Origin of the sequence: Sphingomonas sp., from assembly GCF_035998645.1 — a bacterium.
GTDB lineage: Bacteria > Pseudomonadota > Alphaproteobacteria > Sphingomonadales > Sphingomonadaceae > Sphingomonas.
Window position 1 is genome coordinate 689,474 of the sequence record NZ_DASYHL010000003.1, and the last position, 25,737, is coordinate 715,210.

At 66.0% G+C, this 25,737-nt stretch carries 26 protein-coding genes; 14 read left to right on the top strand and 12 right to left on the bottom strand.

The features are described 5' to 3' along the window. Together hemF and VGN66_RS07175 are read right to left on the bottom strand one after the other, a co-directional pair. Positions 1-855, bottom strand: a complete 855-nt coding sequence (hemF, locus tag VGN66_RS07170) for an oxygen-dependent coproporphyrinogen oxidase (protein ID WP_327518159.1) — start codon at positions 853-855, stop codon at positions 1-3. Then, on the bottom strand, positions 852-1,301 hold the full coding sequence (locus VGN66_RS07175) for a tRNA (cytidine(34)-2'-O)-methyltransferase (RefSeq protein WP_327518160.1): 450 nt from the start codon (positions 1,299-1,301) through the stop codon (positions 852-854). Before VGN66_RS07175 ends, hemF begins: the two co-directional genes overlap by 4 nt. Positions 1,302-1,493: 192 nt before the next feature. On the opposite strand from VGN66_RS07175, the gene petA reads away from it, so the two are divergent. The 5 genes from petA (at position 1,494) to VGN66_RS07200 (ending at position 5,419) form a co-directional block, all read left to right on the top strand. Beyond that, positions 1,494-2,066 (top strand): ubiquinol-cytochrome c reductase iron-sulfur subunit, encoded by a 573-nt coding sequence (petA, locus tag VGN66_RS07180; protein WP_327518161.1) that lies wholly within the window; start codon positions 1,494-1,496, stop codon positions 2,064-2,066. Between the two features lie 14 nt (positions 2,067-2,080). Further along, on the top strand, positions 2,081-3,367 hold the full coding sequence (locus VGN66_RS07185; RefSeq protein ID WP_327518162.1) for a cytochrome b/b6: 1,287 nt from the start codon (positions 2,081-2,083) through the stop codon (positions 3,365-3,367). 15 nt (positions 3,368-3,382) lie between these two features. After that, on the top strand, positions 3,383-4,222 hold the full coding sequence (locus VGN66_RS07190) for a cytochrome c1 (RefSeq protein WP_327518163.1): 840 nt from the start codon (positions 3,383-3,385) through the stop codon (positions 4,220-4,222). A 69-nt stretch (positions 4,223-4,291) separates the two neighbouring features. Then, positions 4,292-4,831, top strand: coding sequence for an adenine phosphoribosyltransferase (locus VGN66_RS07195; protein WP_327518164.1), 540 nt, complete (start codon positions 4,292-4,294; stop codon positions 4,829-4,831). Positions 4,832-4,900: 69 nt separating this feature from the next. Further along, positions 4,901-5,419: a hypothetical protein gene (locus tag VGN66_RS07200; RefSeq protein ID WP_327518165.1), complete on the top strand. Its 519-nt coding sequence runs from the start codon at positions 4,901-4,903 to the stop codon at positions 5,417-5,419. Here the strand turns inward: VGN66_RS07200 and VGN66_RS07205 are convergent. From VGN66_RS07205 to VGN66_RS07215, 3 genes are all read right to left on the bottom strand, one after another. Continuing rightward, positions 5,416-5,865: a MaoC family dehydratase gene (locus VGN66_RS07205; RefSeq protein ID WP_327518166.1), complete on the bottom strand. Its 450-nt coding sequence runs from the start codon at positions 5,863-5,865 to the stop codon at positions 5,416-5,418. The genes VGN66_RS07200 and VGN66_RS07205 overlap by 4 nt on opposite strands. Positions 5,866-5,934: 69 nt before the next feature. Next, the gene (locus VGN66_RS07210) at positions 5,935-7,230 is read right to left on the bottom strand and encodes a hypothetical protein (RefSeq protein ID WP_327518167.1); all 1,296 of its coding nucleotides are present in this window, start codon (positions 7,228-7,230) and stop codon (positions 5,935-5,937) included. Between the two features lie 51 nt (positions 7,231-7,281). Further along, positions 7,282-7,584, bottom strand: a complete 303-nt coding sequence (locus VGN66_RS07215) for a hypothetical protein (protein WP_327518168.1) — start codon at positions 7,582-7,584, stop codon at positions 7,282-7,284. Between the two features lie 50 nt (positions 7,585-7,634). Between VGN66_RS07215 and VGN66_RS07220 the strand changes: the two genes are divergently transcribed. Beyond that, the gene (locus VGN66_RS07220) at positions 7,635-8,474 is read left to right on the top strand and encodes an oxygenase MpaB family protein (protein WP_327518169.1); all 840 of its coding nucleotides are present in this window, start codon (positions 7,635-7,637) and stop codon (positions 8,472-8,474) included. A 34-nt stretch (positions 8,475-8,508) separates the two neighbouring features. Continuing rightward, entirely contained in the window at positions 8,509-9,270 is a 762-nt protein-coding gene (locus tag VGN66_RS07225) for a hypothetical protein (RefSeq protein ID WP_327518170.1), read from the top strand. A 173-nt stretch (positions 9,271-9,443) separates the two neighbouring features. Here the strand turns inward: VGN66_RS07225 and ychF are convergent, their stop codons facing one another. The 3 genes from ychF to VGN66_RS07240 form a co-directional block, all read right to left on the bottom strand. Further along, positions 9,444-10,544, bottom strand: coding sequence for a redox-regulated ATPase YchF (ychF, locus tag VGN66_RS07230; protein WP_327518171.1), 1,101 nt, complete (start codon positions 10,542-10,544; stop codon positions 9,444-9,446). Positions 10,545-10,761: 217 nt separating this feature from the next. Continuing rightward, complete coding sequence (locus VGN66_RS07235) at positions 10,762-11,250, bottom strand: glycine zipper 2TM domain-containing protein (protein ID WP_327518172.1); 489 nt, start codon at positions 11,248-11,250, stop codon at positions 10,762-10,764. 82 nt (positions 11,251-11,332) lie between these two features. Next, positions 11,333-11,932 (bottom strand): TIGR02466 family protein, encoded by a 600-nt coding sequence (locus VGN66_RS07240; protein ID WP_327518173.1) that lies wholly within the window; start codon positions 11,930-11,932, stop codon positions 11,333-11,335. 112 nt (positions 11,933-12,044) lie between these two features. Here VGN66_RS07240 and VGN66_RS07245 point away from each other — a divergent pair, with 112 nt between their 5' ends. Continuing rightward, positions 12,045-12,584: a hypothetical protein gene (locus VGN66_RS07245; RefSeq protein WP_327518174.1), complete on the top strand. Its 540-nt coding sequence runs from the start codon at positions 12,045-12,047 to the stop codon at positions 12,582-12,584. 161 nt (positions 12,585-12,745) lie between these two features. Further along, positions 12,746-13,759 carry a hypothetical protein gene (locus VGN66_RS07250; RefSeq protein WP_327518175.1) on the top strand — a complete coding sequence of 338 codons (1,014 nt, stop codon included), beginning with the start codon at positions 12,746-12,748 and terminating at the stop codon, positions 13,757-13,759. 54 nt (positions 13,760-13,813) lie between these two features. Here the strand turns inward: VGN66_RS07250 and pth are convergent, their stop codons facing one another. From pth to VGN66_RS07265, 3 genes are all read right to left on the bottom strand, one after another. Next, a complete protein-coding gene (pth, locus tag VGN66_RS07255) occupies positions 13,814-14,386 on the bottom strand; it encodes an aminoacyl-tRNA hydrolase (protein ID WP_327518176.1) in 573 nt (190 codons plus the stop codon). An 85-nt stretch (positions 14,387-14,471) separates the two neighbouring features. Further along, positions 14,472-15,092, bottom strand: coding sequence for a 50S ribosomal protein L25/general stress protein Ctc (locus VGN66_RS07260; protein WP_327518177.1), 621 nt, complete (start codon positions 15,090-15,092; stop codon positions 14,472-14,474). Positions 15,093-15,371: 279 nt separating this feature from the next. After that, positions 15,372-16,217 (bottom strand): TraB/GumN family protein, encoded by an 846-nt coding sequence (locus VGN66_RS07265; RefSeq protein WP_327518178.1) that lies wholly within the window; start codon positions 16,215-16,217, stop codon positions 15,372-15,374. 81 nt (positions 16,218-16,298) lie between these two features. Between VGN66_RS07265 and VGN66_RS07270 the strand changes: the two genes are divergently transcribed. The 5 genes from VGN66_RS07270 (at position 16,299) to VGN66_RS07290 (ending at position 24,571) form a co-directional block, all read left to right on the top strand. After that, complete coding sequence (locus VGN66_RS07270) at positions 16,299-17,192, top strand: glycine--tRNA ligase subunit alpha (RefSeq protein WP_327518179.1); 894 nt, start codon at positions 16,299-16,301, stop codon at positions 17,190-17,192. Then, positions 17,189-19,432 (top strand): glycine--tRNA ligase subunit beta, encoded by a 2,244-nt coding sequence (gene glyS, locus VGN66_RS07275; RefSeq protein WP_327518180.1) that lies wholly within the window; start codon positions 17,189-17,191, stop codon positions 19,430-19,432. The genes VGN66_RS07270 and glyS overlap by 4 nt, the downstream gene beginning before the upstream one ends. A gap of 249 nt (positions 19,433-19,681) precedes the next feature. Continuing rightward, entirely contained in the window at positions 19,682-22,345 is a 2,664-nt protein-coding gene (ppdK, locus tag VGN66_RS07280) for a pyruvate, phosphate dikinase (RefSeq protein WP_327518181.1), read from the top strand. 172 nt (positions 22,346-22,517) lie between these two features. After that, positions 22,518-23,861, top strand: coding sequence for a globin-coupled sensor protein (locus VGN66_RS07285; protein ID WP_327518182.1), 1,344 nt, complete (start codon positions 22,518-22,520; stop codon positions 23,859-23,861). Positions 23,862-24,019: 158 nt separating this feature from the next. After that, the gene (locus VGN66_RS07290; protein WP_327518184.1) at positions 24,020-24,571 is read left to right on the top strand and encodes a hypothetical protein; all 552 of its coding nucleotides are present in this window, start codon (positions 24,020-24,022) and stop codon (positions 24,569-24,571) included. A 166-nt stretch (positions 24,572-24,737) separates the two neighbouring features. Here the strand turns inward: VGN66_RS07290 and VGN66_RS07295 are convergent, their stop codons facing one another. Continuing rightward, the gene (locus VGN66_RS07295) at positions 24,738-25,733 is read right to left on the bottom strand and encodes a type II secretion system F family protein (RefSeq protein ID WP_327518185.1); all 996 of its coding nucleotides are present in this window, start codon (positions 25,731-25,733) and stop codon (positions 24,738-24,740) included. Positions 25,734-25,737: the final 4 nt, after the last annotated feature.

Sequence of the window (25,737 nt, forward strand, 5' to 3'; positions counted from 1 at the left end):
TCAGCTCCACGTTGCCAGCGGGGGGAGGCTCATCAGGATCGCGTCGATATTGCCGCCGGTCTTGAGCCCGAACAGCGTACCCCGGTCATAGACCAGATTGAATTCGGCATAGCGCCCGCGCCATTCGAGCATCTGGGCCTTGTCCGCATCGGTGAACGGCGTTGCCATCCGTCGGCGGACGATCGCGGGGAAGATGTCGAGGAACGCGCGCCCGACATCCTGGGTAAAGGCGAAATTCGCCTCCCATGCCGAACTGTCTTCGCTTTCCAGGTGATCGTAGAAGATGCCGCCGACGCCGCGGTGGACATTGCGGTGGGGGATGTAGAAATAGTCATCGGCCCACGCTTTGAATCGCGGATAATGTTCCGGGTCATGGTCGTCACATGCCGCCTTCAAACGCGCATGGAAGTCCACTGTGTCTTCATCATAGGGGAGCGGCGGGTTCAAATCCGCGCCGCCGCCGAACCAACGCTTCGTCGTCACCAGGAAGCGCGTGTTCATGTGGACTGCGGGGACATGCGGGTTGGCCATATGCGCGACCAGGCTGATGCCGGTGGCGAAGAAGCGGGGGTCATCGCCCGCGCCGTGGATCGATTTGGCGAAATCGCCTTCGAAGGTTCCGCCGACGGTCGAGACATTGACGCCGACCTTTTCGAACACCTTCCCTTTCATCACCCCACGCACGCCGCCGCCGCCCGGTTCGCCCGACGGGTCGGTGCGATCCCACGCGATATAATCAAACGCGGCGTTCGACCCGGCCTCACGCTCGATCGCCTCGAACTCGGCGCAGATCGCGTCGCGCAGCTGTTCGAACCACGCACGGGCGCGCTGCTGCTGGGGGTCGAGTCCGATCATTGCGGGTAGCCTTTGGTTTGCCGGAGCGCTTCGGACAGCGCGATGCCCGCGGATACGGACAGGTTCAAGGACCGCATTGCCGGCTTCATCGGGATTTTCACGCGCAGGTCGGCGCGGTCATGGACGTGATCCGGAACACCGGCATCCTCCGACCCGAACAGCAAAATGTCGTCGGCGCGGAACTCGGCCTCATCGAAGCGGCCCGCGCCCTTGGTCGTGAACAGCACGATGCGGCCCGTCACGGTGGACAGGAACGCGTCCCAGTCGCGGTGCCGGGTGACGCGAACATGGTCGATATAGTCCATGCCGGCGCGCGCAACGCGCTTGTCGTCCCACGCGAATCCCATCGGCTCGATCAGGTCGATGGCGGTGTCGAAACACGCGCCGATGCGCAGGACCGCGCCGACATTTCCGGCGATACAGGGTTGAAACAGGGCGATGCGCATCATGCCCCGATAGTGCAGGGAGCCCGCCCGTCACAACCCAGTCAAAAAGGCGGTTGGCAAAGTCGCCCCGTGCCGTCTATCAGGCCCGCCAGCCACCGGGGGCAATCCGGGGGGCTGGGCGTGGCGTTCGCGCGCTTCGCTTCCGGGACAGGGGCGTGAAAACGCCGGAATTTGAAGTGCAAGGGCTGATGCATGGCAACGCTTGAAGAAGCTGTACCTCCGGGTGATGCGGGTGACGCGCCAGCCGATCCTCGCCGTCGCGATTATCTCGCGATTGGTGCGGTCGCCTGGGCAGGTGTCGGTGCGGCAGTGGTCGCGATCCCGCTCGTCAACCAGATGAGCCCGTCGGCCGACGTGCTGGCGCTGTCGACCACCGAACTCGACATTTCGGCGATCCAGCCGGGCCAGTCGATCAAGGCGACGTTCCGCAAGCAGCCCTTGTTCGTGCGCAACCTGACGGCACCTGAAATCGAAGCGGCGAACGCGACTCCGGTCAGCGACCTGCGCGATCCCCAGACGCTCGCCGAGCGCACCAAGGAGGGTAAGGCCAACTGGCTCGTCACCCTCGGCGTCTGCACCCATCTCGGCTGCGTGCCGCTGGGCGCGGGCGAGGGTGAGAACAAAGGTCCGTTCGGCGGCTATTTCTGCCCGTGCCACGGCTCGGCCTATGACACCGCCGGTCGCATCCGCACCGGTCCGGCACCGACGAACCTCGTCGTTCCGGAATACGCATTCATTTCCGACACCGTAATCCGGGTCGGCTGAGGGGGCACCTTGAAATGAGCTTTCCCTGGGCAAAGCAGTATGAGCCGAAGCATCCCGCGATGAAGTGGGTGGACGAACGTCTGCCCCTTCCGCGCTTCGTCTACAACGCCGTCGGCGCCGGTTACCCGGTTCCGCGCAACCTCAACTATTTCTGGAACTTCGGCGTCCTCGCCGGGATGTTCCTGGCGATCCAGATCGTCACCGGCATCGTGCTGGCGATGCACTATGCGGCGAATGCCGGCATCGCATTCGACAGCGTCGAGCATATCATGCGCGACGTGAATGCGGGCTGGTTTATCCGCTATGCGCACGCCAATGGCGCGTCGCTGTTCCTGCTGGTGGTGTATGTCCATATCGCCCGCGGCCTGTGGTACGGTTCGTACAAGGCCCCCCGTGAGATGGTGTGGCTGCTCGGCGTGGTCATCTTCCTGCTGATGATGGCGACCGCCTTCATGGGCTATGTCCTTCCCTGGGGTCAGATGAGCTTCTGGGGCGCGCAGGTGATCACCGGCTTCTTCTCGGCGATCCCCGGCGTCGGCGAGCCGATCCGCATCTGGCTGCTCGGTGGCTTCGCGCCGGACAACGCCGCGCTGAACCGCTTCTTCTCGCTGCACTATCTGCTGCCGTTCGTGATCGCGGGCGTGATCGTCCTGCACATCTGGGCGCTGCATATTCCCGGTTCGAACAACCCGACCGGCGTCGAGGTCAAGGACGAGCAGGACACGGTCCCGTTCCACCCCTATTACACGGCCAAGGACGGCATTGGTGTGGGCGTGGCGCTGCTCGTCTATTGCTCGCTGATCTTCTACGCGCCGAACCTGCTGGGGCATCCGGATAACTACATCCCGGCCAACCCGCTTTCGACGCCGGCGCATATCGTGCCCGAATGGTATTTCCTGCCCTTCTACGCGATCCTGAAGTCGTTCACCGTCGACTTCATCATCTCGGCGAAGCTGTGGGGCGTGCTCGCCATGTTCGGCTCGATCCTGCTGCTGTTCTTCCTGCCGTGGCTCGACACGTCGCCGGTGCGTTCGGCAAACTATCGCCCGACCTACAAGTGGTTCCTGCTCATCCTGCTCGTGGACGTGCTGGTGCTGGGTTATATCGGTGGTGCGGCGCCGAGCCCGAGCGTGATCCTGATCGGCCAGATCGCGACCGCGTATTACTTCCTGCATTTCCTGGTGGTCCTGCCGATCGTGTCCGCGATGGAGCGTCCGCGCCCGCTGCCGAACTCGATCACCGAAGCTGTGCTCGCCGGAAAGGGTGGCACTTCGCCACTCCAGACCGCTGCTGCCGAATAAGAGGGGCTGAAGAAAATGGTTCGCATTGGCGGCTTCATCGTCGGCGTCGGCTTCGTCTTCGCCCTGCTGCTCGGCATCTGGGACACGGTGTCGAACTGGATCAAGGAACCGCCCAAGGCGACCGTGGAAGAAGAATTCCACGCGCACGCCCATGGGCCGGAGGGTGGCTTCTCGTTCGAGGGTGCGTTCGGCACCTACGACAAGCGCCAGCTGCAGCGCGGCATGCAGGTGTACAAGGAAGTGTGCGCCGCCTGTCACTCGCTGCGTCTGGTGTCGTTCCGCGACCTGACCGCGCTTGGCTATAGCGAGGGTCAGATCAAGACCATCGCCAAGGGCTTCCAGGTCCCGTCGCTCAACCCCGAAACGGGTGAGCCGGCGACGCGCGACGGCATGCCTGCCGATCGCTTCCCGTCGCCCTATGCAAACAATATCGCCGCGGCGGCCGCGAACAACAACGCGATCCCGCCCGACCTGTCGCTGATGGCGAAGGCGCGTGCCGATGGCAGCAACTATATCTACTCGCTGCTGACGGGCTATCAGGCGCAGCCTGCGGAACTGCTCAAGAAGTTCCCGGAAGCCAAGACGCCGGAAGGGCTGCACTACAACCCTTATTTCCACACGCTCAACCTGGCGATGGCAGCGCCGCTGAAGGATGGTCAGGTGACCTATTCCGACGGCACCGCAGCCACCACCAAGAACTATGCGGCCGACGTCGCAGCGTTCCTGACCTGGACCGCCGAGCCGAAGATGGAAGCACGCAAGACCGCCGGTTTCGCGACGCTGATCTTCCTCGTGATCTTCTGCTTCCTCGCCTATGGCGCCAAGAAGCAGATCTGGCGGAACGTGAAGGACTAAGGTCCGCCTGACACTTTTCTCCGACGGCCCGGGAAGCGATTCCCGGGCCGTTTTCTTGGGAGCGATGCCGTGACCCCGACCAATGACGATCTCGCCGCGCTGATCCGCACCATTCCCGATTTCCCCAAGCCGGGGATCATGTTCCGCGACATCACCACTTTGCTGCTCGACGCCGCCGGATTTGCGCGCGCGGTCGAGCGGATCGTCGATGCGGTGGATGGTCCGGTCGATCTGGTCGCCGGGATCGAGGCGCGCGGGTTCATCTTCGCGGCACCCGTCGCGCTGGCGCTGGGGGCGGGGACGTTGCTGGTGCGCAAGGACGGCAAGCTGCCCGGCGCGACCGTGGCGGAGGATTATGCGCTGGAGTACGGCACCGATCGCATCGCCATCCATGCCGATGCGGTTGTTCCCGGCGCGCGCGTGTTGCTGATCGACGATCTGATCGCCACGGGCGGCACTGCGCGGGCCGCCGTGCGCCTGCTCCGCAAGGTGGGTGCAGTGGTGACGCAGGCGGCGTTCGTCATCGACCTGCCCGATCTGGGCGGTGCGGATGCGCTGCGCGCCGAGGGGCTCCATGTGACTGCGCTGGTCGGCTATCCGGGCCACTGACGGAACTTCGACCGCTTCTCCCCCGTTCTCAAGCGATTAGGGCGCCGTGACGCGCCCGGGAGAAGCATCATGTTCACTATGCGTATCGTAAAGCTCGGCCTTATCGGTGCGGCCGCGCTGGGCGTTGCCGCCTGTACCGATGGCTATGGCTATAGCGGCGTTGCGGTCGGCTATGGCGGTGGCGGCGGCGGCTATTATGCCGGCGACTATGGCGACCCCTATTGGGGCTGGCAGGGTGACTATTACTACCCCGGCACCGGTTACTATGTGTACGACCGCGACCGTCGTCCGGTGCGCTGGAGCGACAGCCAGCGCCGCTATTGGGAGCAGCGCCGCCAGGGGTGGCGGGGTGATCGCCGCCAGGTGCGGGCGAACTGGCGCGAATTCGCGCAGGATCGCCGCCAGGACGATCGCGCCTATCGGCAGGATCGCCGCCAGGACCGCCGTGACTATCGGCAGGGTGAGGTGACCCGGCCTGAAGCGCGCGCCGAGCGCCGCGAGGACCGGCGCGAGTACCGCCGCGAATATCGTGATGATCGCCGTGAACTGCGTCGTGAAAACCGCCGCGACCGACGCCGTCCGAACTAACCGGCTGGTCGAAGCGCCACGATTGCGTTGGCGATGAAGCTCAGCACCGGCTCGTCATGCTGGTTGAACACCAGCATGCGCGAGCGGGTGCGCCCCATTTCCGGGCGCTTTTCCGACTGGCGCTTCTCAAGCAATTCGGTTTCGCAGCGCAGCGTGTCGCCGGGGAAGACCGGCTTGATCCAGCGCAATTCATCGATCCCCGCCGCGCCAAGGCTGGCGGTCGGGCGCACCTTCATCTGTTCGACCAGCATCGCCATCGTCATCGCGGCGGTGTGCCAGCCACTCGCCGCGAGCCGCCCGAAATGGGTCTTTGCCGCCGCCTCGTCGGAGATATGGAAGGGCTGGGGATCGTATTTCTGGGCGAACTCCAACACCTCGTCGCGCGTGACCGCATAGGAGCCGAAGCTGGCCTTGTCCCCGACCGTCAGGTCTTCAAAATAGATCATGGGATCAGTTTCTATCCGAAACTGGAATTTGGCAAGGGGGCAGGTGCGCGCACCCGCCCCCGGTTGCCGTCAGTCGCCCAGCGTCAGCTTTGCGAACGCCGTGCCGCTGACCGGGCTGTTCCCATAATAGGGATCGAGCGCGTCCGGCTTGGCATAGGCGGCGACTGATCCGCCCAGCGCAAGCGACACCTTGTCGCCCAGCGGGATGCGGTAAGCATAGCCGCCCTCGAACCGCGCGACGCGGAACGGCTGGTCGTGCAGCGGATGGCTGTGCTCGGGGAACAGCTCGTCGTTGCGGACCAGTTCGGCGCGGCCGAAGATGCTGTGGCGCGCGTCGATGTCCCAGTTCGCCTCCGCGACCCAGGCGCTGAGCACGTCGCCGGGGATGCGGTTCTTGGCCGACCAGGCGAGCGTCGCGGACAGGCCGCCACGGGCGTAGTGGATGCTGGCGGTGGTGCGCGCCTCGTCCTCGTCGCCGTGCAGCGCCTCGGGGCTTTCGAGCCGGCCATGGCTGACCTGCATCGTCCAATTGGGGCTGGGGGTGAGGGTCGCGCGCAGGCTCCATGAATCGAGCTTGATCGGATCGAAGCCCCAGCGTTCCTCATCCGGCTCGCGGCCCTTGAACACCGATCCTTCCAGCTGAAGCGCCCGCGTGCGCACGCCCGCCGTCACCACGCCATAGGTGATGTGGGTCGAATCGAACCAGTGGTGCGCGATCGGCGACATCGTCTGATAGCGCGCCGAGCGGCGGTGCATGAAGGCGGGCGGGCCGAGCGCAGGTTCGCCGACCGGGCCGCCATAGAGGAAAGCGGTGGCGCCGTCGGCGACATCGACCTCGACCCGCGCGGCGAGCTCCATGAACAGGTCGTGCGGATGCTGGCGATCAACAAGCGGGCGGCCATTGGCGGTCTCGCCCGCGGCGAACAGGTTGGGATAGCCACGCTTGCCCATCAGCGGGTCGAGGCTGAACATGCCGCGCAGCTCGATCCGGGCGGAACCGCCCAGCGGGCGGCTGGCGGTGACCATGCCCATGGTCTGGACAAATGCCATGTCGTCGCCGCGCGGGCCGCCCTGGCTGGTCACTGCGCCCCAGGCATAGCCATGCGCCATCAGCATCCAGTCGCCGGTCGTGGCGTGCAGCCCGCCATGCTGACCGCCCTCGGCTGCGGGCAGCAGGGCTGTGCCGGACGCGATCTGCGCGTTGGGCTTCGCTGCTTCTTCTGGCTCGCCATGATGCTGGTGGTCGGTCTTAGCCGGGGCAGGCGCGGGGGTCGCGTGCTGGCCATGGTCGTGCTCCTGCGCTGCCGCCGCAACGGGCAGCGCCGTCGCCGCCATCAGGGCGGCGAACGTCGTTCGATAGGTCATCGTGATAAACTCCGTGAATGATCGGGAAGCGGGGTGAGGCCCCGCGTGCGATCACCCGCGCGGAGGGGGTGGTTCGGGCGCCAGTATCGTGTCGGGCATCCGCCGGACCGGCCCGGTCGCGTCGTGGCGCGCGACCAGCGGGAGGGGCGGCGTCACCGCGCTCGCCGTCATCGTCGAGGGGGCGATGCAGCCGACGCACAGCGCCTTGCCCATCGCCGGCGCCTTGTCGGGCTGGGGAGCGGGCGCATCATGGTCCATCGTCACCTCGGCCATCTCGTGACACGCCGGTGCCGCCGCCGCAGGAGCGGGGAGCGTGCCGAGCAGCAATGCCAGCAGGATGAACAGACGCAGCATCCCGCCGCCCTAGCATTGCCGTGAGCATGCCGACAACCTAGCTTGACCCCATGCCTCCGCCCAATCTTGCCGCCGGACTGCGCAAGCGCCTGATCGGCGTAGTGCGCGCGACGTTCAACGATTCTGCGCGGGGCGAGGCGCCGGTGCAGCGCAGCTACCACGCGCTGTTCCCGCGCGACAGCGTCACTTGGCGCGTCCATGGCGACGTGACGACGATGATGGTCGGCGGGGTCGCGTCGCTGCTGCTGCAGATGCTGCATCCGGCGGTGCTGGCGGGTGTGTGGGACCATAGCGCGTTCCGCAAGGACATGCTCGGCCGCCTGCGCCGCACCGCGCGCTTCATCGCCGAGACGACCTATGCCGAGCGCAGCATCGCCGAGGCGTCGATCGCGAAAGTGCGCGCGGTGCACGAGCGGGTCGGCGGTACGCTGCCCGATGGCACCCCCTATCGCGCCGACGACCCGCAACTGCTCGCCTGGGTGCATGTCACCGAGATGTGGAGCTTCCTCGCCGCGTGGCAGCGCTATGGCGTGGCGGTCAGCCGTGCGGAAGAGGATGTCTATTACGCCGAAACCGCGCGCATCGCGCAGGCGCTGGGTGCCGATCCGGTGCCGCGCAGCCGGTTCGAGGCGGAGGGGCTGATCACCGCGATGCGGCCGCAACTGCTGGTCGATGATCGCACCCGCGAAGTCGCCCGTTTCCTGCTCAATCATCGCTCGCCGAGCCTGGCGATGGCGCCGGCACAGGCGGCGATCTTCGCTGCGGCGGTGGACTTGTTGCCCGACTGGGCGCGCGCGATGCATGGGCTGCAACGCCCGGTGGTGGCGCTGCCGCTGGTGCGCGGATCGACACTGGCGATTGCAAAGACCTTTCGCTGGGCGTTTCACTAGCGGAACCAAATTCCGGTCTTTAGGTTGTCGCGCCATGAGCAATCCCCGCGCCCTCGCCACGCTGATCCTGGCCTTCGCCCAGATCGCCACCCCGCTGCTGCCGATGATCGGCATCGGTGAGCCGGTTGGTGAACAATCGGGGCAGACGCAGACGCTGATCACCCCCGCCGGATGGGCCTTTGCGATCTGGGGGCCGCTCTATTTCGGGACGATCGCCTATGCGATCTGGCAGCTGTTGCCGGCACAGCGCGACAGCCAGTTGGTCCGCCGCATCGGCTGGCACGCGGCGGGCGCGTTTCTGGGGAATGCGGTCTGGGTCGCCTATACCCAGGTCTGGGGCCTTGGCTTTCCCTCGGTGCTGATCATCCTGTTCACGCTGGTCAATCTGCTGGCGATCCTGCGCGTCTTTGCCAGCATGCCGGGCTTTACCGCCGGAGAGCGGCTGGCGGCGGTCTTGCCGCTCAGCGCGCTGGCGGGATGGCTGACCGCCGCGACAATCGTGAACATCGCCGCGGCGCTCAACTTTCACGCCATCGTTCTGCCCGGACCGGCGCCACTGATTGCAGCGGCGATCCTGATCGTCGGCGGGGCGATCGTCGCTGCGGCTTTGGTCGGGACGGGCGGGAACCCGTGGTATCCGCTCCCGTTCCTGTGGGCGCTATTCGCGATCCACCAGAAGCTCGGCGCGGCATATCCCGCGATCGCCACGGCGACGATCGTCGCGGGGCTGCTGGTGATCGCGACGCTGGTCGTGATGCTCGCCAGTGCGGAGCGGCGCCGCCGCTATCTGGGGTAGCGGTTGGATGGGTTCACGCGGAGGCGCGGAGGCGCGAAGAGGTTTGTTTGCGACGCGAAGCGTCTCTCACCTCTCAGGCGTGCGGCAAGCGGCAGCCGCAGAAGAATGAACGCCGCTGACGCGGCGGGAGCACATCTTCGCGCCTCCGCGCCTCCGCGTGAACCAAGAACTTCTTAAACGTTGAAGCGGAACAGCATCACGTCGCCGTCCTGGACGACATATTCCTTGCCTTCCGAGCGCAGCTTGCCGTTGTCGCGTGCGCCGGTTTCGCCACTGAATTTGACGTAATCGTCGAACGCGATCGTTTCTGCACGGATGAAGCCGCGTTCGAAATCGGTGTGGATTTCGCCCGCCGCCTGCGGAGCCTTGGCCCCGACATGGGTGGTCCAGGCACGCGCTTCCTTTGGCCCGACGGTGAAGAAGGTCAGCAGGTGCAGCAGGCTGTATCCGGCGCGGATCACGCGGGTCAGGCCGGTTTCTTCCAGCCCCAGTTCCGCGAGAAACTCGCCGCGCTCTTCGGCGGGCATCGTGGCGATTTCGGCCTCGATCGCGGCGGAGACGACGACCGCCTGCGCGCCCTCGGCCTTCGCCTTTTCGAACACGCGCGCGGAATAGTCATTGCCGTCGGCGGCGTGCTCTTCATTTACGTTGCAGACATAGAGCACCGGCTTGGCGGTGATCAGCTGTGCCTGCTTGAGCACGCGCTCTTCCTCGGCGTCACTGGGCTTTACCAGCCGCGCGGGCTTGCCCTCGCGCAGCAGGTCGAGCGCCTGCGCCAGCACGGTTGCGGCGACCTTTGCTTCCTTGTCGCCCTGCGCGGCCTTCTTCTGAAGGTTCGGCACGCGCTTCTCGAGGCTTTCGAGGTCGGACAGCATCAGCTCGGTCTCGACCGTCTCGGCGTCGGCGATCGGATCGACCTTGTTGTCGACATGCTGGATGTCGTCATTCTCGAAACAGCGCAGGACATGGACGATCGCGTCCACCTCACGGATGTTGCCGAGGAACTGGTTGCCCAGGCCTTCGCCCTTGCTCGCGCCGCGCACGAGCCCGGCGATGTCGACAAAGCCGAGCTGCGTTTCGATGATCTTGCCCGACCCCGCAATCTTCGCAAGCGCGTCCAGACGGTCGTCCGGAACCGCGACGTTGCCGACGTTCGGCTCGATCGTGCAGAAGGGATAGTTGGCCGCCTGCGCCGCCGCAGTCTGCGTCAGCGCGTTGAAAAGCGTCGATTTGCCGACGTTCGGCAAGCCGACAATGCCGCAGCGAAAGCCCATTTGTCCTGTGATCCTGTGGTCCGGGAAAGGCGCGCAGATAGGCCGGACGCGGGGAAAAGGCTAGTGGCGCAAAAAATCCTCCCCGGAACGGGGAGGGGGACCGCCGCCGAAGGCGGTGGTGGAGGGGGCCCGAGGCAAACGATATCGCTTGCCTCGGGCCCCCTCCGTCAGCGCTGCGCGCTGCCACCTCCCCGTGCCGGGGAGGATTTAGAAGGGCTCAACGGCAGCGCACGTTGCCGCGTTCGACCTCACGGCCCAGCACCGCGCCGCCGGCACCGCCCAGGATCACGCCCAGCACGTCGCCATTGCCGATCGCGCCGCCCAGAATGCCGCCCAGCGCTGCGCCGACGACCAGGCCGGTGGTGCCGTCGCTGCGGCGGCAATAATAGCGGTTGTCACGGCCACGATAGATGCGGTCCTGACGGCTCAGGCGACGTTCGCTGTAACGACCCGGACGATAGGCGCTCGACGGCTCCCAGTTGCGGTCGCGGCGGTCGCCCTGCCAGCGATAGTCGGCACGCGCGTCACGGCGATCATCGCGCCGGTCGGCACGCCGATCGTCGCGACGATCGCGCCGCTCATTATACTCGCGGTCACGCTCGCGCTCGCGCTCCTGCCAGCTCTGCGCCGACGCAGTGGTGGTCATCAGTGCGGTGCTCGGCACGGCGAGCGACAGCGCCAATAGCGCGAAAAGGCTCTTACGCATGGTCATTCTCCGAAAAACATAGGCAAGCTAACCGTATCACGAGCGAAATGGTTCCGCGAGCAAGCCCCTCGCTCGGCCCGGTTCAACGATAGTTGAAACTGATGCTGATCCGCTCACCCTTGCCCGCGTGCGGCGTCACCTCGTGTCGCAGCCAGCTTTCCCACAGGAAGATGCTGCCCGGCGACGGTTGGGCATAGACGAAGGTCTGGAGATCCTCGGGCGCGTCGGCGCGGCGGGGCGGGGCGGCCATCAGCATGGGCAGGCGCGGATCCTCCAGCTTGAGCGCACCTGCGCCCGGCGGCACTTCGACATAGATGGTTCCGGAAACCACGCTGTGCGGGTGGATATGGCCCGAATGGGTCCCGCCGGGCTTGAGCACATTCACCCACAGGCTATCGAGCTTGAGCTTGCGCGACAGGTCCAGCGCGCAGGCATCGGCGAACTGCGCGACATGGCGATTGAGGTGGCGGACCAGATCGGCAAAGCGCGGGTCGCGGATCGGCAGGTCGTCGAGCGACGCGTAGCTGGTGTAGCCGCGATAGCCATGGTCCTTCGACCAGCGCTGTCCTGCGCGGTCCTCGGTGGCGAGATCGCGGCTGGCCTCGGCCAGCTCGGCGAGCAATGCCGCGTCGTCGAGCGTGGTTTCTGAAAAGCGCGTGGCGAACAGCGTCTTGATCGTCATGCCGTCCGCACAGCATGGACCGCGACGCGGCGCAAGCGGCGCTTGGTTGACAGCGCGCGGCGCGGCGTCAAAGTCGCGCGATCTGTAAGGATCAGGGGAGGACATCAAGTCCATGAAGCACTTCGCATTTCTCGCGCCGCTGGCGCTCGTCGCGCTCGCCGGGTGTGGCGACAATGGCGCGCAGGAAAAGGCTGCTGCCGAGGCCAAGGCCAAGGCCGCGGAAAAGCGCAAGGCGCGCGACCTGCAGGACAAGCTGGCGCTCAACGTGCGCTGCTATGCCGCGGTGAAGTGGCAGGAGCGGCTGCTCAACAGCCCATTGCCCAAGAGCATCGCAGGCGGTGCGGCGCCGTTCCTGACCTATTATCGCGTTATGATCGAAAAGACGCTGGGCGATCAGGTGATGCCCGCCGAGCCGCCCAAGCCGGAGCTGTCCAAGGCCGGGCTCGACACCTATCTCGACTGGGCGGTCAAGGATCAGATCGACACCAATTTCACCACGGGCGATCGCGCGCAGGCATATGCGCAGGTCACCACCTGCCTGCAGAGCGGGGCCGAATTCGGCAGCGTTGGGCCGATGGCGAAGCTCAACCCGGCCGAGCGGTTCGGCAAGATTCAGCAGCTGCGCGGCCTGCTCGGGCAGCTGGGTAACTGACGCGGTTATGCGCCGATGCGGCGAATCCCGCGTCGGCGCTCTTCCGTTTCGTGCCTAGCCACGCTACCGCGTCATCCTGAGTGGTCGCGGCAGCGCGGCCCGTTCATCCCCGGTACAGGCGCCAGGCGCCTTCCAGACGGCCACGTTACAGGAGTCGCAGTATGATTCGCCGTTCCATCCTGATTGCCAGCACTGCAGTTGTTCTGGTCGTAGCCGGCTGCAGCGGCGGCGATGACGCCACGCCGACCCCGACTCCGACGCCAACGCCGAGTTCCAGCGTTACGCCGACCCCGTCGCCGGTCAGCTATTCCAGCCTTCCGGTCGCGGCGAACACGGCGGGTGAATTCTTCACCGTCAGCGCTGCAACCAGCTATACCGGTGACGCGACGGCCGGACCGGTCGCGCTCGGCGTGGCGGGCACCGACGCGTTTTCGAACCGCGTGCGCCTCGCGCTTCAGGGCTCCACCCCTGCAACCGATGCCGCACAGATTGTGGTGCGCGAGAATGCCGAAGAAACGCGGTTCGGTACGGGTGATCTGCTGACCGCGCCGGTTCCTGCGGTGACCGAATATGTTTATCGTGAGAGCACCGCGCCGACGACGCCGGGAGCGTTCACCCAGCTGGATCTGCTCAACAACACGGTGACCGGTCAGGTGACGTCGGACACCGCGCTTGCGCTGACCCGCACCAGCTATGCCGGCTGGTGGCGCGGTGACAGCACTGCGGGTGCCAAGCGCATCACCTATGGCGTGTTCGGCTATCCGACTGTGACGACCGACATGCCGACCACCGGCACTGCGACCTACACGGTGCGCATCGCTGGCCGTTCGGTCATCGCGCCGGCAGCAGGGGCAAGCCCCGTCGATAAGCTCGGCGGCACCGCTACGCTGTCGATCAATTACGCGACCGGCCTCGTGACGCTGACGCTGAACCTTCAGCGGGTTACCGCGGGCGGCAATGTCACCTACGGCACCTTCACCGGCACCGGCGCGATCCCGGTGGGCAGCAACCAGTTCACCGGCAGCTTCGGCCCCGGCAGCACCGTGGGTGGCACCTTCCAGGGCCTGGCCTATGGTCCGCAGGCAGGCGAGATCGGCATCAGCTTCGCGATCAGCGGTGCGGTTGCAGCGGGCGACAGCCGCGCGGTTGGCGTGGTGGTCGGCAAGAAGAACTGATCCAGCTCGATCCAACGAAAAAGGCCGGGGAGACCCGGCCTTTTTTGTGTCCGCTCAGGATCGCTGCAGGCGCAGCGCGATGTCGTTCATGAACCGCGCATCATCGCCCTTGGCCAGCCACTCGGCCTCTGCCTCGATCGCGCCGAGCAGGTCGCTCAGATCCTCGATCTCCGCCTTGGCATAGTTGCCAAGGACATATCCGGTGACGCGGTCCTTGTGCCCCGGATGGCCGATGCCGATGCGTACGCGGCGGAACTCGGCGCCGATATGCGCGATCGCGCTGCGGATGCCATTCTGTCCCGCCGCGCCGCCGCCGCGCTTTACCTTGACCTGAAACGGGGCGAGGTCGAGCTCGTCGTGGAACACCGTGACCGCCTCCGGCTCGAGCTTGTAGAAGTCGAGCGCCGCGCGGATCGCCCGGCCGCTTTCGTTCATATAGGTCGCGGGCTTGAGCAGCAGGATCTTGTCGCCGCCGATCCGCCCTTCCTGCAACCAGCCCTGGAATTTCTTCGCGGGCGCGGAAAAGCCATGCACTTCGGCGATGGCATCGGCCGCCATGAAGCCGACATTGTGCCGGTTCATCGCATAATCGGGGCCGGGATTGCCGAGGCCAACCCAGAGTTGCATCGCATTACCTTTTCACAAACGAAGAGCGCCCCCGCACTTGGGGTGCGGGGGCGCTCGTAATCGATCGGCAGATGCCGCGAAAGGCTTACTCGCCTTCTGCTGCCTCGTCCGCGTCCTCAGCCCCTTCGGACTTCAGCGCCGCCGGGGTGGCGATCGTCGCGATGGTGAAGTCGCGGTCGTCGATCGCGCTCTGCGTGCCCTTGGGCAGCGTGACGGCCGAGATGTGCAGCGAATCGCCAAGCTCGAGGCCCTTGAGCGAGATGGTGATCTCGCTGGGGATCTCGGCCGCATCGCACACCAGCTCCAGCTCGTGACGGACGATGTTGAGCACGCCGCCCTTCTTCAGGCCGGGCGATTCCTCTTCGTCGGCGAACACGACCGGCACCGCGACGGTGACCGTGGTGTGTTCACCGATGCGCAGGAAATCGACATGGACCGGACGTTCGGTCACCACGTCGAGAGCGACGTCCTTTGCAATCGTACGGATCGCCTTGCCGTCCAGACCTTCGATCATCACGACCGAGTTCATGAAGTGGCCGGTGTGCAGCGCCTTGTACAGCGCGCGCTCATCCAGATGGATGCTGGTCGGTTCCTGATTGTTGCCATAGATCACGGCGGGGACGCGGCCTTCACGACGCAGCGCCCGGGAGGCTCCCTTGCCAACCCGGTCGCGCGTCTCGGCCGACAGCGTAAGCGTGTCGCTCATATGTCGTTCCAATGCGCTAAAGTGTTTCCATTCCCGATCAGGCCTCCAGGGATGACCCTGACCGGAAGCGCGCGCCTATAGGGGAGAGGGGCGGGAAAGTCCATCCCATTCCTCCCCCAGCTCGCTGGGGGAGGTGGCAGCGCGCAGCGCTGACGGAGGGGCCGCCCCGGAGAGGGCGGAATTTTGTCGCGCTGTTGACGGCCGTCTGGGCGGCCGCCCCTCCACCACCGCCTTCGGCGGCGGTCCCCCTACCCTGAGCACGCTCAGGGGACGAATGCGTTAGTACACCACCCGCTCGACCGTCATCCCGCGCTCGGCCAGCAGCGTCTGCACGCTACCCTTGCCGGCCAGATGCCCCGCGCCGACCGCGATGAACACGGTGCCGGGCTGGTTCATCCGCGCCGCGACCCAGTCGGCGAAGCGGGCGTTGCGGCGGGTGATCAGCGCGTCGGCCACTTCGGGCGAGGCGAGCGCGCCGCGATTCATCTCGGCCCCGACGCTTTCGGCATCGCCCTTCGCCCAGGCGGCGACGAACTTGTCGAGCCGCGCCTTGGTGCCCGGGAGCGCCTTGACCGTTTCCTCGAGCATCGCGCTCTGCGCCGCGCCCGACAGGCCATCGAACAGCATCAGCTGCCCCCGCGCCGATTCCAGCGCCTTGACCGGCTTGCCGGCATCCTCCGCCGCCTCGGACAAGGTCGCCTCGACCCCATTCCCGCTATCATAGCCCGCCTTCTTCACCGCCAGCTGTGCCAGCGTCAGCGCCGCCAGCCACGGTTCCTGCTTGTCGATCGCGCCGGCCGGCATTCCGAGGTCGCGCGCCGCCGCATCGACCTCCGGCGCGAAGGGCGGGCCGCCGCGCGTGCCGAGCTGTGCGGTCAGCGCGGCGATGGCCTGTGGATCAGGCTCGGCGATTTCCAGCACCACTTCGTCGCTCGCGTCGAACGCCACGCGCACGCCTTCGTCGAACCAGTGCATCCGGGGCTTGAGGACATGGACCGTGCCGAACAGGTAGATGGTCGTGTCCGCATCCTTGACCACCCATAAAGCGGGGTCGGCATCCTCGCCGAACAGCGAACAGCTGGAGAGCATCAGGGCGGCGAGGGGGGCGATCAGGCGTTTCAACATGATCGCCCCTTCAAAGCCGCCCGCGCCGCTCGCGTCAACCGCAGTTGACCCTGCATCGCCCTTTCGCCAAAGCCCGGCACCATGACCACGCCGCTCAGCTTCCAGGGCATGATCCTGCGCCTCCATGATTATTGGAGCCAGCGGGGCTGCCTGATCCTTCAGCCCTATGACATGCGCATGGGTGCCGGCACCTTCCACACCGCGACGACGCTGCGCGCGCTCGGCCCGGAGCCGTGGAACGCCGCGTTCGTTCAGCCATGCCGCCGCCCGACCGATGGCCGCTATGGCGAGAACCCCAACCGGCTGCAGCATTATTACCAGTATCAGGTGATCCTGAAGCCCAGCCCGCCCGACCTGCAGGAACTCTATCTCGGCAGCCTGACCGCGATCGGCATTGATCCGCTCAAGCACGATATCCGCTTTGTCGAGGATGACTGGGAATCGCCGACGCTCGGCGCCTGGGGCCTTGGCTGGGAAGTGTGGTGCGACGGGATGGAGGTGACTCAGTTCACCTATTTCCAGCAGATGGGCGGGTTCGATTGCAAGCCGGTCGCAGGCGAGCTGACCTACGGCCTCGAACGCCTCGCCATGTACATCCAGAACAAGGACAGCGTGTACGATCTGGCGTTCAACGATGCCGGCGTCACCTATGGCGACGTGTTCCTTGAGAACGAGCGGCAGATGTCGAAGTACAACTTCGAGGTCGCCGACACCGACACGCTGTTCGAAGGCTTCCGCAAGGCGATGGCCGAGTGCGAGAATTGCCTGACCAACAATGTCCCCATCGCCGCCTATGAACAGGCGATCGAGGCGAGCCATTTGTTCAACCTGTTGCAGGCGCGCGGCGTCATCTCGGTCGCCGAGCGCCAGGCCTATATCGGCCGCGTCCGCGATCTCGCGAAGGGCAGTTGTGAGGCGTATATCGAACACATGAAGCCCGGCTGGAGCGCCAAGTACCCGGAGTGGAGCCTGTGACCGACTTCCTCCTCGAACTCCGCTCTGAAGAAATTCCCGCACGCATGCAGGACAAGGCGCGCGAGGATCTTGCGCGCCTGTTTGCCGCCGAACTCGACAAGGCGGGCCTGAAGGCGGGTGCGTTGGTCACCTATGCGACCCCGCGCCGCCTGACGCTGATCGCGCGCGACCTGCCCGAGCAGACGGCGGCGGTGAGCGAGGAGCTGAAAGGCCCGCCCGCTGACGCGCCCGATGCGGCAATCGACGGCTTCCTGCGCAAGGCAGGGCTGACCCGCGACGCGCTGGAAACCCGCGACGTGAAGGGCCGCGCGACGCTGTTTGCAGTGATCGACAAGCCGGGCCGCGCGACTGCCGAGGTGCTGGCCGAAGCGATCCCCGCAATCGTCCGCGCCTTCCCCTGGCCCAAATCGATGCGCTGGGGCGAGGCGTCGCTCAGCACCGAGAGCCTGCGCTGGGTCCGCCCGCTGCAGGGCATCGTCGCGCTGCTGGGCGAGACGGTGGTGGCGTGTGAGGTCGCGGGCGTGAAGTCCGGTGCCGTCACCGTCGGCCATCGCTTCCATCATCCCGACGCGATTACGATTGCGAGCGCCGCGAGCTATGTCGAGCAGCTGCGCGACGCCCATGTCATCGTCGACCAGAATGAACGCCGCGCGACCATCGCGGTCGGCGCGAAGCTGGCGGCGAACAAGGCTGGCCTGACTCTGGTCGAGGATGAAGGGCTGCTGATCGAGAATGCCGGCCTCACCGAATGGCCGGTGCCGCTGCTCGGCCGCTTCGACGCGGCGTTCCTCGATGTCCCGCCCGAGGTGATCCAGCTCACCGCGCGCGTGAACCAGAAATATTTTGTCTGCACAAATGCTGAGGGCAAGCTGGCGAATGCCTTCATCTGTACCGCGAATATCGACGCGGCGGATGGTGGCGAGCGGATTGTCGAGGGCAACCAGAAGGTGCTTGCGGCGCGGCTGAGCGATGCGCGGTTTTTCTACGACACCGATCTGAAAACGAAGCTGGATGACCTGCGTCCCAAGCTCGAAAAGATCGTGTTTCATGAGAAGCTGGGCACCGTCGCCGACAAGGTCGATCGCGTCGCGAAACTCGCGCGGTGGTTGGTGGAGGAAGGCATCGTCGCCCCGGCGAAGGCCGGGGCCGCCCGCGATGGCGCGACGCAAGAGCCTCAGGCGGCCCCGGCCTTCGCCGGGGCGACGGATTTGGCCACTCTCGCCGAACGCGCAGCGCGGCTGGCCAAGGCCGACCTCGTCACCGGCATGGTCGGCGAATTCCCCGAGCTGCAGGGCCTGATGGGCGGCTATTACGCAGCCGCGCAGGGCGAAGACCCCGCAGTCGCCGCCGCGATCCGCGATCATTACAAGCCGGTCGGGCAGGGGGATGACGTGCCGACTGCGCCGGTCACGGTGGCGGTGTCGCTGGCGGATAAGCTGGACATCCTATTCGCGTTCTTTGCCGCACGGGAACGACCGACGGGATCGAAGGACCCGTTTGCGCTGCGCCGCGCCGTTCTCGCAGTTGTCTCGACGGTGTTGACGAATGGTCTGCGTTTTAAATTGCTGGACGCTGCGGGTAAGGCCGATCAGATTTTTGACGGCTTCTATCGCCGCCTCTGGTTGGCTGATGCGGACTCGTATGAAAAGCTGTCTCCGAACGGCCAGAAGCTTGCTCCTCTGGGCGAGGCTCACCCGACCTTCGCATACGAGCTCCTCGACTTCTTCGCCGACCGCCTCAAGGTCCAGCAGCGCGAGGCCGGTGTCCGTCACGACCTGATCGACGCGGTGTTTGCGCTGGGCGGGGAGGATGATCTCGTCCGCTTGCTCGCGCGTGTCCATGCGCTTCAGGCGTTCATGGCGACCGAGGATGGGGCGAACCTGCTCGCCGGGTACAAGCGTGCGGCGAATATCCTGAAAAAGGAAGGCTTCGTCGCCCCGGCGCAGGCCGAGGCGGCGGCTCCGCTGTCCTACACGCCCGAACCCGGAGAGGCGGCGCTGATCGCCGCGCTAGACGTTGCCGCGCCAAAGGCTGCGGCTGCGGTTGAGGCGGAGGCGTTCGAAGGGGCGATGGCCGCGCTCGCGACGCTGCGCGGGCCGATCGATGCGTTCTTCGACAAGGAGAGCGGCGTGATGGTCAACGACAGCGACCCGGCGAAGCGCGCGGCGCGGCTGGCGTTGCTGGCGCGGATGCGGGATGCGGTGCATCGCGTGGCGGATTTCGGGAAGATCGAGGGGTAGCGTCTCTCAAGCCCCTCCCCTTCAGGGGAGGGGTTGGGGGTGGGGCAGTGAAATCTCACCGAGACCGCTCGCCAAGACGATAGGCCCCACCCCAACCCCTCCCCTGAAGGGGAGGGGCTAAGATTGCCGCCCCCCACCCGCAAATTTCACACCGCTGTAGCATTTCTTCCTCCTGACAGCGGTGGACAGGCCCTTTCCCCCTCTTCGCACCTGCGGTACGCCCCGCGCCAAGTCACGGAAGGGGTTTGAATGACTCGCTATGTGTACCGCTTCGGCGGGAATGTTTCCGACGGTGGCCAGGGGGACAAGAACCTGCTCGGCGGCAAGGGCGCGAACCTCGATGGGATGGCGTCGATCGGCCTTCCGGTGCCTCCCGGCTTTACCATTTCGACCCCGGTCTGCGCGCTCTATTACGACAATGGCGAGAGCTTTCCCGACAGCCTGAAGGCTGAGGTGGCGACCGGCATCACCCATATCGAGGGGGTGACCGACAAGACCTTCGGCGATGCGGCGGACCCGCTGCTGGTCTCGGTCCGCTCCGGCGCGCGGGTGTCGATGCCGGGGATGATGGACACGGTCCTCAACCTTGGCCTCAACGACGAAACCGTGGTTGGCCTCGCGACGATCAGCGGCGACGCGCGCTTTGCGTGGGACAGCTATCGACGCTTCATCCAGATGTATTCCGACGTCGTGCTCGAACTCGACCATGGCCGGTTCGAGGAAGCGCTGGAGATCGCCAAGGAGGATCGCGGCTACACCCTCGATACCGAGATGACCGCCGCCGACTGGCAGACGCTGGTCGAGGAATACAAGGCGATCGTCGTCGAACTGTGGGGCAAGCCGTTTCCGCAGGACGTGCATGACCAGCTCTGGGGCGCGATCGGCGCGGTGTTCGGATCATGGCAATCGGAGCGCGCCAAGGTCTATCGCCGCCTCAACGACATTCCCGGCGACTGGGGCACGGCGGTCAATGTCCAGGCGATGGTGTTCGGCAATATGGGCGACACCTCGGCCACCGGCGTCGCCTTTACCCGCGACCCCGCGACTGGCGAGAACGCCTATTATGGCGAGTTCCTGATCAATGCGCAGGGCGAGGATGTCGTCGCTGGCATCCGCACGCCGCAATATCTGACCAAGGCCGCGCGCGAGCGGGCAGGGGCCAAGCCGCTGTCGATGGAAGAGGCGATGCCGGAGGCCTATGCCGAGCTGGCGCGCGTGTTCGACCAGCTTGAGCGCCATTATCGCGACATGCAGGATATCGAGTTCACGGTCGAACGCGGCAAATTGTGGATGCTCCAGACCCGCTCGGGCAAGCGCACCGCCAAGGCGGCGCTCAAGATCGCGGTCGACATGGCCAATGAAGAGCTGATCACCCGCGACGAGGCGATCCTGCGCGTCGATCCCTCAGCGCTCGACCAGCTGCTCCACCCGACGCTCGATCCCAGCGCACCGCGCGACGTGCTGACCAAGGGGCTGCCGGCCTCGCCCGGCGCAGCGTCGGGCATCGCGGTGTTCGACAGCGACACCGCCGAAAAGCGCGCTGCTAATGGCGAGGCGGTGATCCTGGTCCGCGTCGAGACCAGCCCGGAAGACATCCACGGCATGCACGCGGCGAAGGGCATCCTGACCGCGCGTGGCGGCATGACCAGCCACGCGGCCGTGGTGGCGCGCGGCATGGGCCGTCCCTGCGTCTCCGGCGCGGGCACGTTGTCGATCAAGGCGTCGGAAGGCGTGATGCGCATCGGCACGCGCGAAGTGCGCGAGGGCGAAGTGCTGACGATCGATGGCTCGACAGGCGAAGTCATGCTGGGCGCCGTTCCGACGATCCAGCCCGAACTGGCCGGCGATTTCGGCACGCTGATGGTGTGGGCCGACGAAGTGCGCCGCCTGAAGGTGCGCACCAACGCCGAAACCCCGCTCGACTGCCGCACCGCGCGCGAGTTCGGGGCGGAAGGCATTGGCCTGTGCCGCACCGAGCATATGTTCTTCGACGCTGCCCGCATCACCGCGGTGCGCCAGATGATTCTGGCGAGCGACGAGGCGGGGCGTCGCGCTGCGCTCGACAAATTGCTGCCCGAACAGCGCAGCGACTTTATCGAGATTTTCGAGGTCATGGTCGGGCTGCCCTGCACCATCCGCCTGCTCGATCCGCCGCTGCACGAATTCCTGCCGCACGAGGAATCGGAGTTCGAGGAAGTCGCCAAGGCCGCAGGGCTCGATGTCGAAACGCTGCGTCGCCGCGCTGCGGAGCTGCACGAGTTCAACCCGATGCTCGGCCATCGCGGCTGTCGCCTCGGCGTTACCTATCCCGAAATCTACGAGATGCAGGCGCGCGCGATTTTCGAGGCGGCGTGCGCCGTTGCGGAGAAGTCCGGCGCGGCGCCGGTGCCCGAAGTGATGATCCCGCTGGTCGGCACCCGGCGCGAGCTGGAGCTGATGAAGACCGTCGTCGATCGCGCCGCGCAGGCGGTGTTCGCCGAACAGGGGCGGACGATCGAGTATCTGGTCGGCACGATGATCGAGCTGCCCCGCGCCGCACTGCGCGCCGGGGACATTGCCGAGGTCGGCGAATTCTTCAGCTTCGGCACCAATGACCTCACGCAAACGACGTTGGGCGTCAGCCGCGACGATGCGGGGCGGTTCCTGACCACCTATGTGGAAAAGGGCATCTACGCCCGCGATCCGTTCGTCAGCCTGGATGTCGAAGGCGTCGGCGAGCTGATCAGCATCGCCGCCGAACGCGGCCGTGCGACCCGGCCTGACATCAAGCTCGGCATTTGCGGCGAGCATGGCGGCGATCCCGCGTCGATCGCATTCTGTGAGCAGACCGGGCTCGATTACGTCTCTGCCTCGCCCTATCGCGTGCCGATCGCGCGGCTGGCGGCGGCGCAATCTGCGTTACGCGCACGTTAATCGGACCACTTCGTTCCGATTATTTTTGCCGGTGCCGTCCGGCCGTTTTGGACCCGTTCTACGATAGCATCGACGCTCCCGTCGTTGCTCTCGTGGAACGAGATCCACGCTGGCATCGAACAGGGAGCCTCCTCGTTTTAACTGAGAGGTTCGCCAGATGCTTAATGAGATGTTGGGTCCCCGGCTCGCGTTTATCGGCCTTGACGAGACCCAGCGCGAGACGCTGCAGGAATTGGGGCGCGAGCTGCAGCCATTGGTCGCCGCCGCCCACAAACGGCTCTACGACAAGATCGCCGAGACGCCGAGCCTGCGCACCCATTTCCGCGACGCCGCGCACATGACGTCGGCCCGCAGCCTGCAGGATCTGCACTGGAAGAAACTGTGGAGCGGCAGGTTCGACCAGGACTATCTCGAAAGCGTCCGTCGCGTCGGCAAGGTCCATGCCCGCATCGGCCTGGAGCCGCGCTGGTATGTCGGGTCCTATGCGATCGTGATGGATCAGTTGATCCGCGACTATCTGGGATCGCAGAAGCGCGGCTGGCTGAATCGCGACGACACCGGCAATGCCGACCAGCTCGCCGTGCTGCTGAAGGCGGTGCTGCTCGACATCGAACTGGCGGTGACGGTCTATTTCGAGGAAGCGCAGGCCGAACGCGACCGAGCCGCCGCCGAAACACAGCAGCGGGAGGCTGCGCTCAATGCGCTGCTGGTGTCGATTTCCCAGACCAGCGATGCGGTGCTGACGGGAGCGAGCGAGATCGTGGCCGCGTCGGACGATCTGGCGCATCGGACCGAAGCGACGGCGGCCAGCCTGGAGGAGACCAACGCGTCGGTGCTCCAGATGGATCAGCGGCTGCGCGCGACCGCCGAAGCGGCGGGGCAGACCGTCGCACGCGCCGATGGGGCGATGCGCGCGGTCACCGCGGGACGGAGCGTCGCCGAGGATGCGGTGAGCGCGATGGGGCGGGTCAGCGAATCCGCAAAGGGGATCGACGACGTCATTGAGGGTCTCGATAAAATCGCGTTCCAGACGCGCGTCCTTGCGATGAACGCGGCGGTCGAAGCGGGACGGGCGGGGGAGGCAGGCCGTGGCTTTGCCGTCGTCGCCGACCTTGTTTCCGCGCTCGCCATGCGCGCCGAGGAAGAGGCTAAGCGCGCCCGCGACCAGCTGACCGTCACCCAGGCCGAGGTGATGAGCGCGGTCGAGGCGGTGCGTCAGGTCGATGGCGCATTGACCGGGATTTCGGAGAATGTGTCGGACGTGCATCAACTGCTCGACACGATCGCGAACGAGAATGCCGAACAGTCTTCGGCGATTGGCGAGATTACCAGCGCTATCGCGGCGATGGACCAGACCGCGCAGCAGAATGCCGCGATGGTCGAACAGACTTCGGCGGCTGCACGCAATTTGATGCGGGAGATTACCACGCTTGCCGAACAGGCCAACGGCTCGGCGAAAGGCGAGCGCCCCCCGACCTCCGTACCGGCGCCGTCGATGCGGCTCGCGTACGGCTAGTCGGCGCGCTGGGGTCCAGGGCAATCACGATCATTGCCAGTTATGGGTCTGGACCCTAGCACCCCGGGCATGACGAAGCACCTCGACTTGCCCGGCGGCGCTGCCTATTGCCTGCCCCCTGCGCTGCGGATCGCGGCGCATGCCGGGCGTCTGCTGCGATGAGCGCGATGCTTCCCTTCGCGATGCTGATCGAGGCTGTTGCCGCTGCCCAGATGACGCCTGTCGAACGCCTCAATGCCGAGTTGCTCGCCGCGCGGACTGCGACTCAGGTGCTAGAATCGCGCTGCGCCGCACTGGGCCTTGCCGATCCGCCGCGGGTTCGTGCCGAGGTGAAGCGCGGCCGCGTCGTCGCCAGCGCCTCGCCCGCGCGCACCCGGCTGAAGGTCGGCAAGGACGAGATGCTGGGATACCGCCGCGTGCGGCTGATGTGCGGCGATCATCTGCTGTCGGAGGCGACCAACTGGTACGTCGCCAGCCGGCTGACCCCGGAGATGAACGCTGCGCTCGAAACCAGCGATGCGCCGTTCGGCCGCGTCATCCTGCCGCTATCGCCCCGCCGGGAAACCTATGGGTCGTGGACCTCTCGCCCCGGTCGCATCCCTGCGGCCGGGGTGGTGGTGCGCCATCGCGCCATCGTCCTCGACGGCGCGGGCAGACCCCTTGCCGCCGTGGTCGAGCATTATCAGCAGGTGCTGCTCGGCGGACGCTGACCCGGCGCGGGATCACCCGGCGCGGGATCAGTGCTGCGGCGCGGTTTCCGCCCGCACATGCGGCGGCAGCCACTCGCTGGTCACGCCTCCGGCTGGCTCGCCTTGATCATGCGTTCTTGCCGCAGCTAGATCCGCTCCGTCGGCAGCTTCCGCCTTGCACGGGGCCTTACCCGGTCATCAGCGCGTCGTTGATCGAGCAGGCTGCCGGGCCGAGAATGACGACGAAAAGCACCGGCAGGATGAACAGGATCAGCGGCACGGTCATGATCGCGGGCAGGCGTGCGGCCTTTTCCTCGGCGCGCATCATGCGTTCGTTGCGGAACTCGGCGGAGAGGACGCGCAGCGCTGAAGCCAGCGGCGTCCCATATTTCTCGGTCTGAATCATGGTAGTGACGACCCCGCGGACCGAGTCGAGGTCGATGCGCTTCGCCAGATTTTCAAAGGCCTGGCGGCGATCGGTGAGAAACCCCAGCTCGATCGCGGTGAGCGAGAATTCCTCGCCTAGCTCAGGATAGGCTTTGCCCAGTTCCTTTGAGACGCGACCGAATGCGGCATCGACGGTGAGTCCCGCTTCGGCGCAGATCACCAGCAGGTCGAGCGCGTCGGGAATGCCCTTGCGAATCGCGCTGGACCGCTTCTGGATCTTGTTCTTGAGGTAGATGTCCGGCGCCTTGTAGCTCAGGATCGCGCTGCCCGCGACGAGGCCATAGGCCTTGAGCGGGGTCCAGTCCGAGAACAGTTCGGTGCCATAGACCAGGAACACCATCGTCCCGCCGATCACGATCGGGAGCACCAGGCGGCCGAATATGACGGCGACGGCATAATCCTTGGACCGGATGCCGGCCTGCATCAGCTTGATCTGCGCGGTCTGGACCTGCGAGTCCTGCAGGACCTTGAGCGAGGACAGGAAGTCGCGGATGCGGTCGGTGGTCGCGTTCTTCTGAACCAGCTTGGCGCGGCGCTTGCTGGTCGATGCGGTAATACCGGCCTTCAGCTGTTCGCGCCGTTCGTTGAGCGCTCTGACGCGCTTTGCCATCGGGTCGCGCACCGACACGGCGGCATAGATGGCAAGCAGCACGCTGAATGCGGCTACCCCGGCCAGGATCGTTGCGACGTAGAAGACGTCGACGCCGAGCAGGGTGGGTGCGGTGGGGGTGGTCATCATC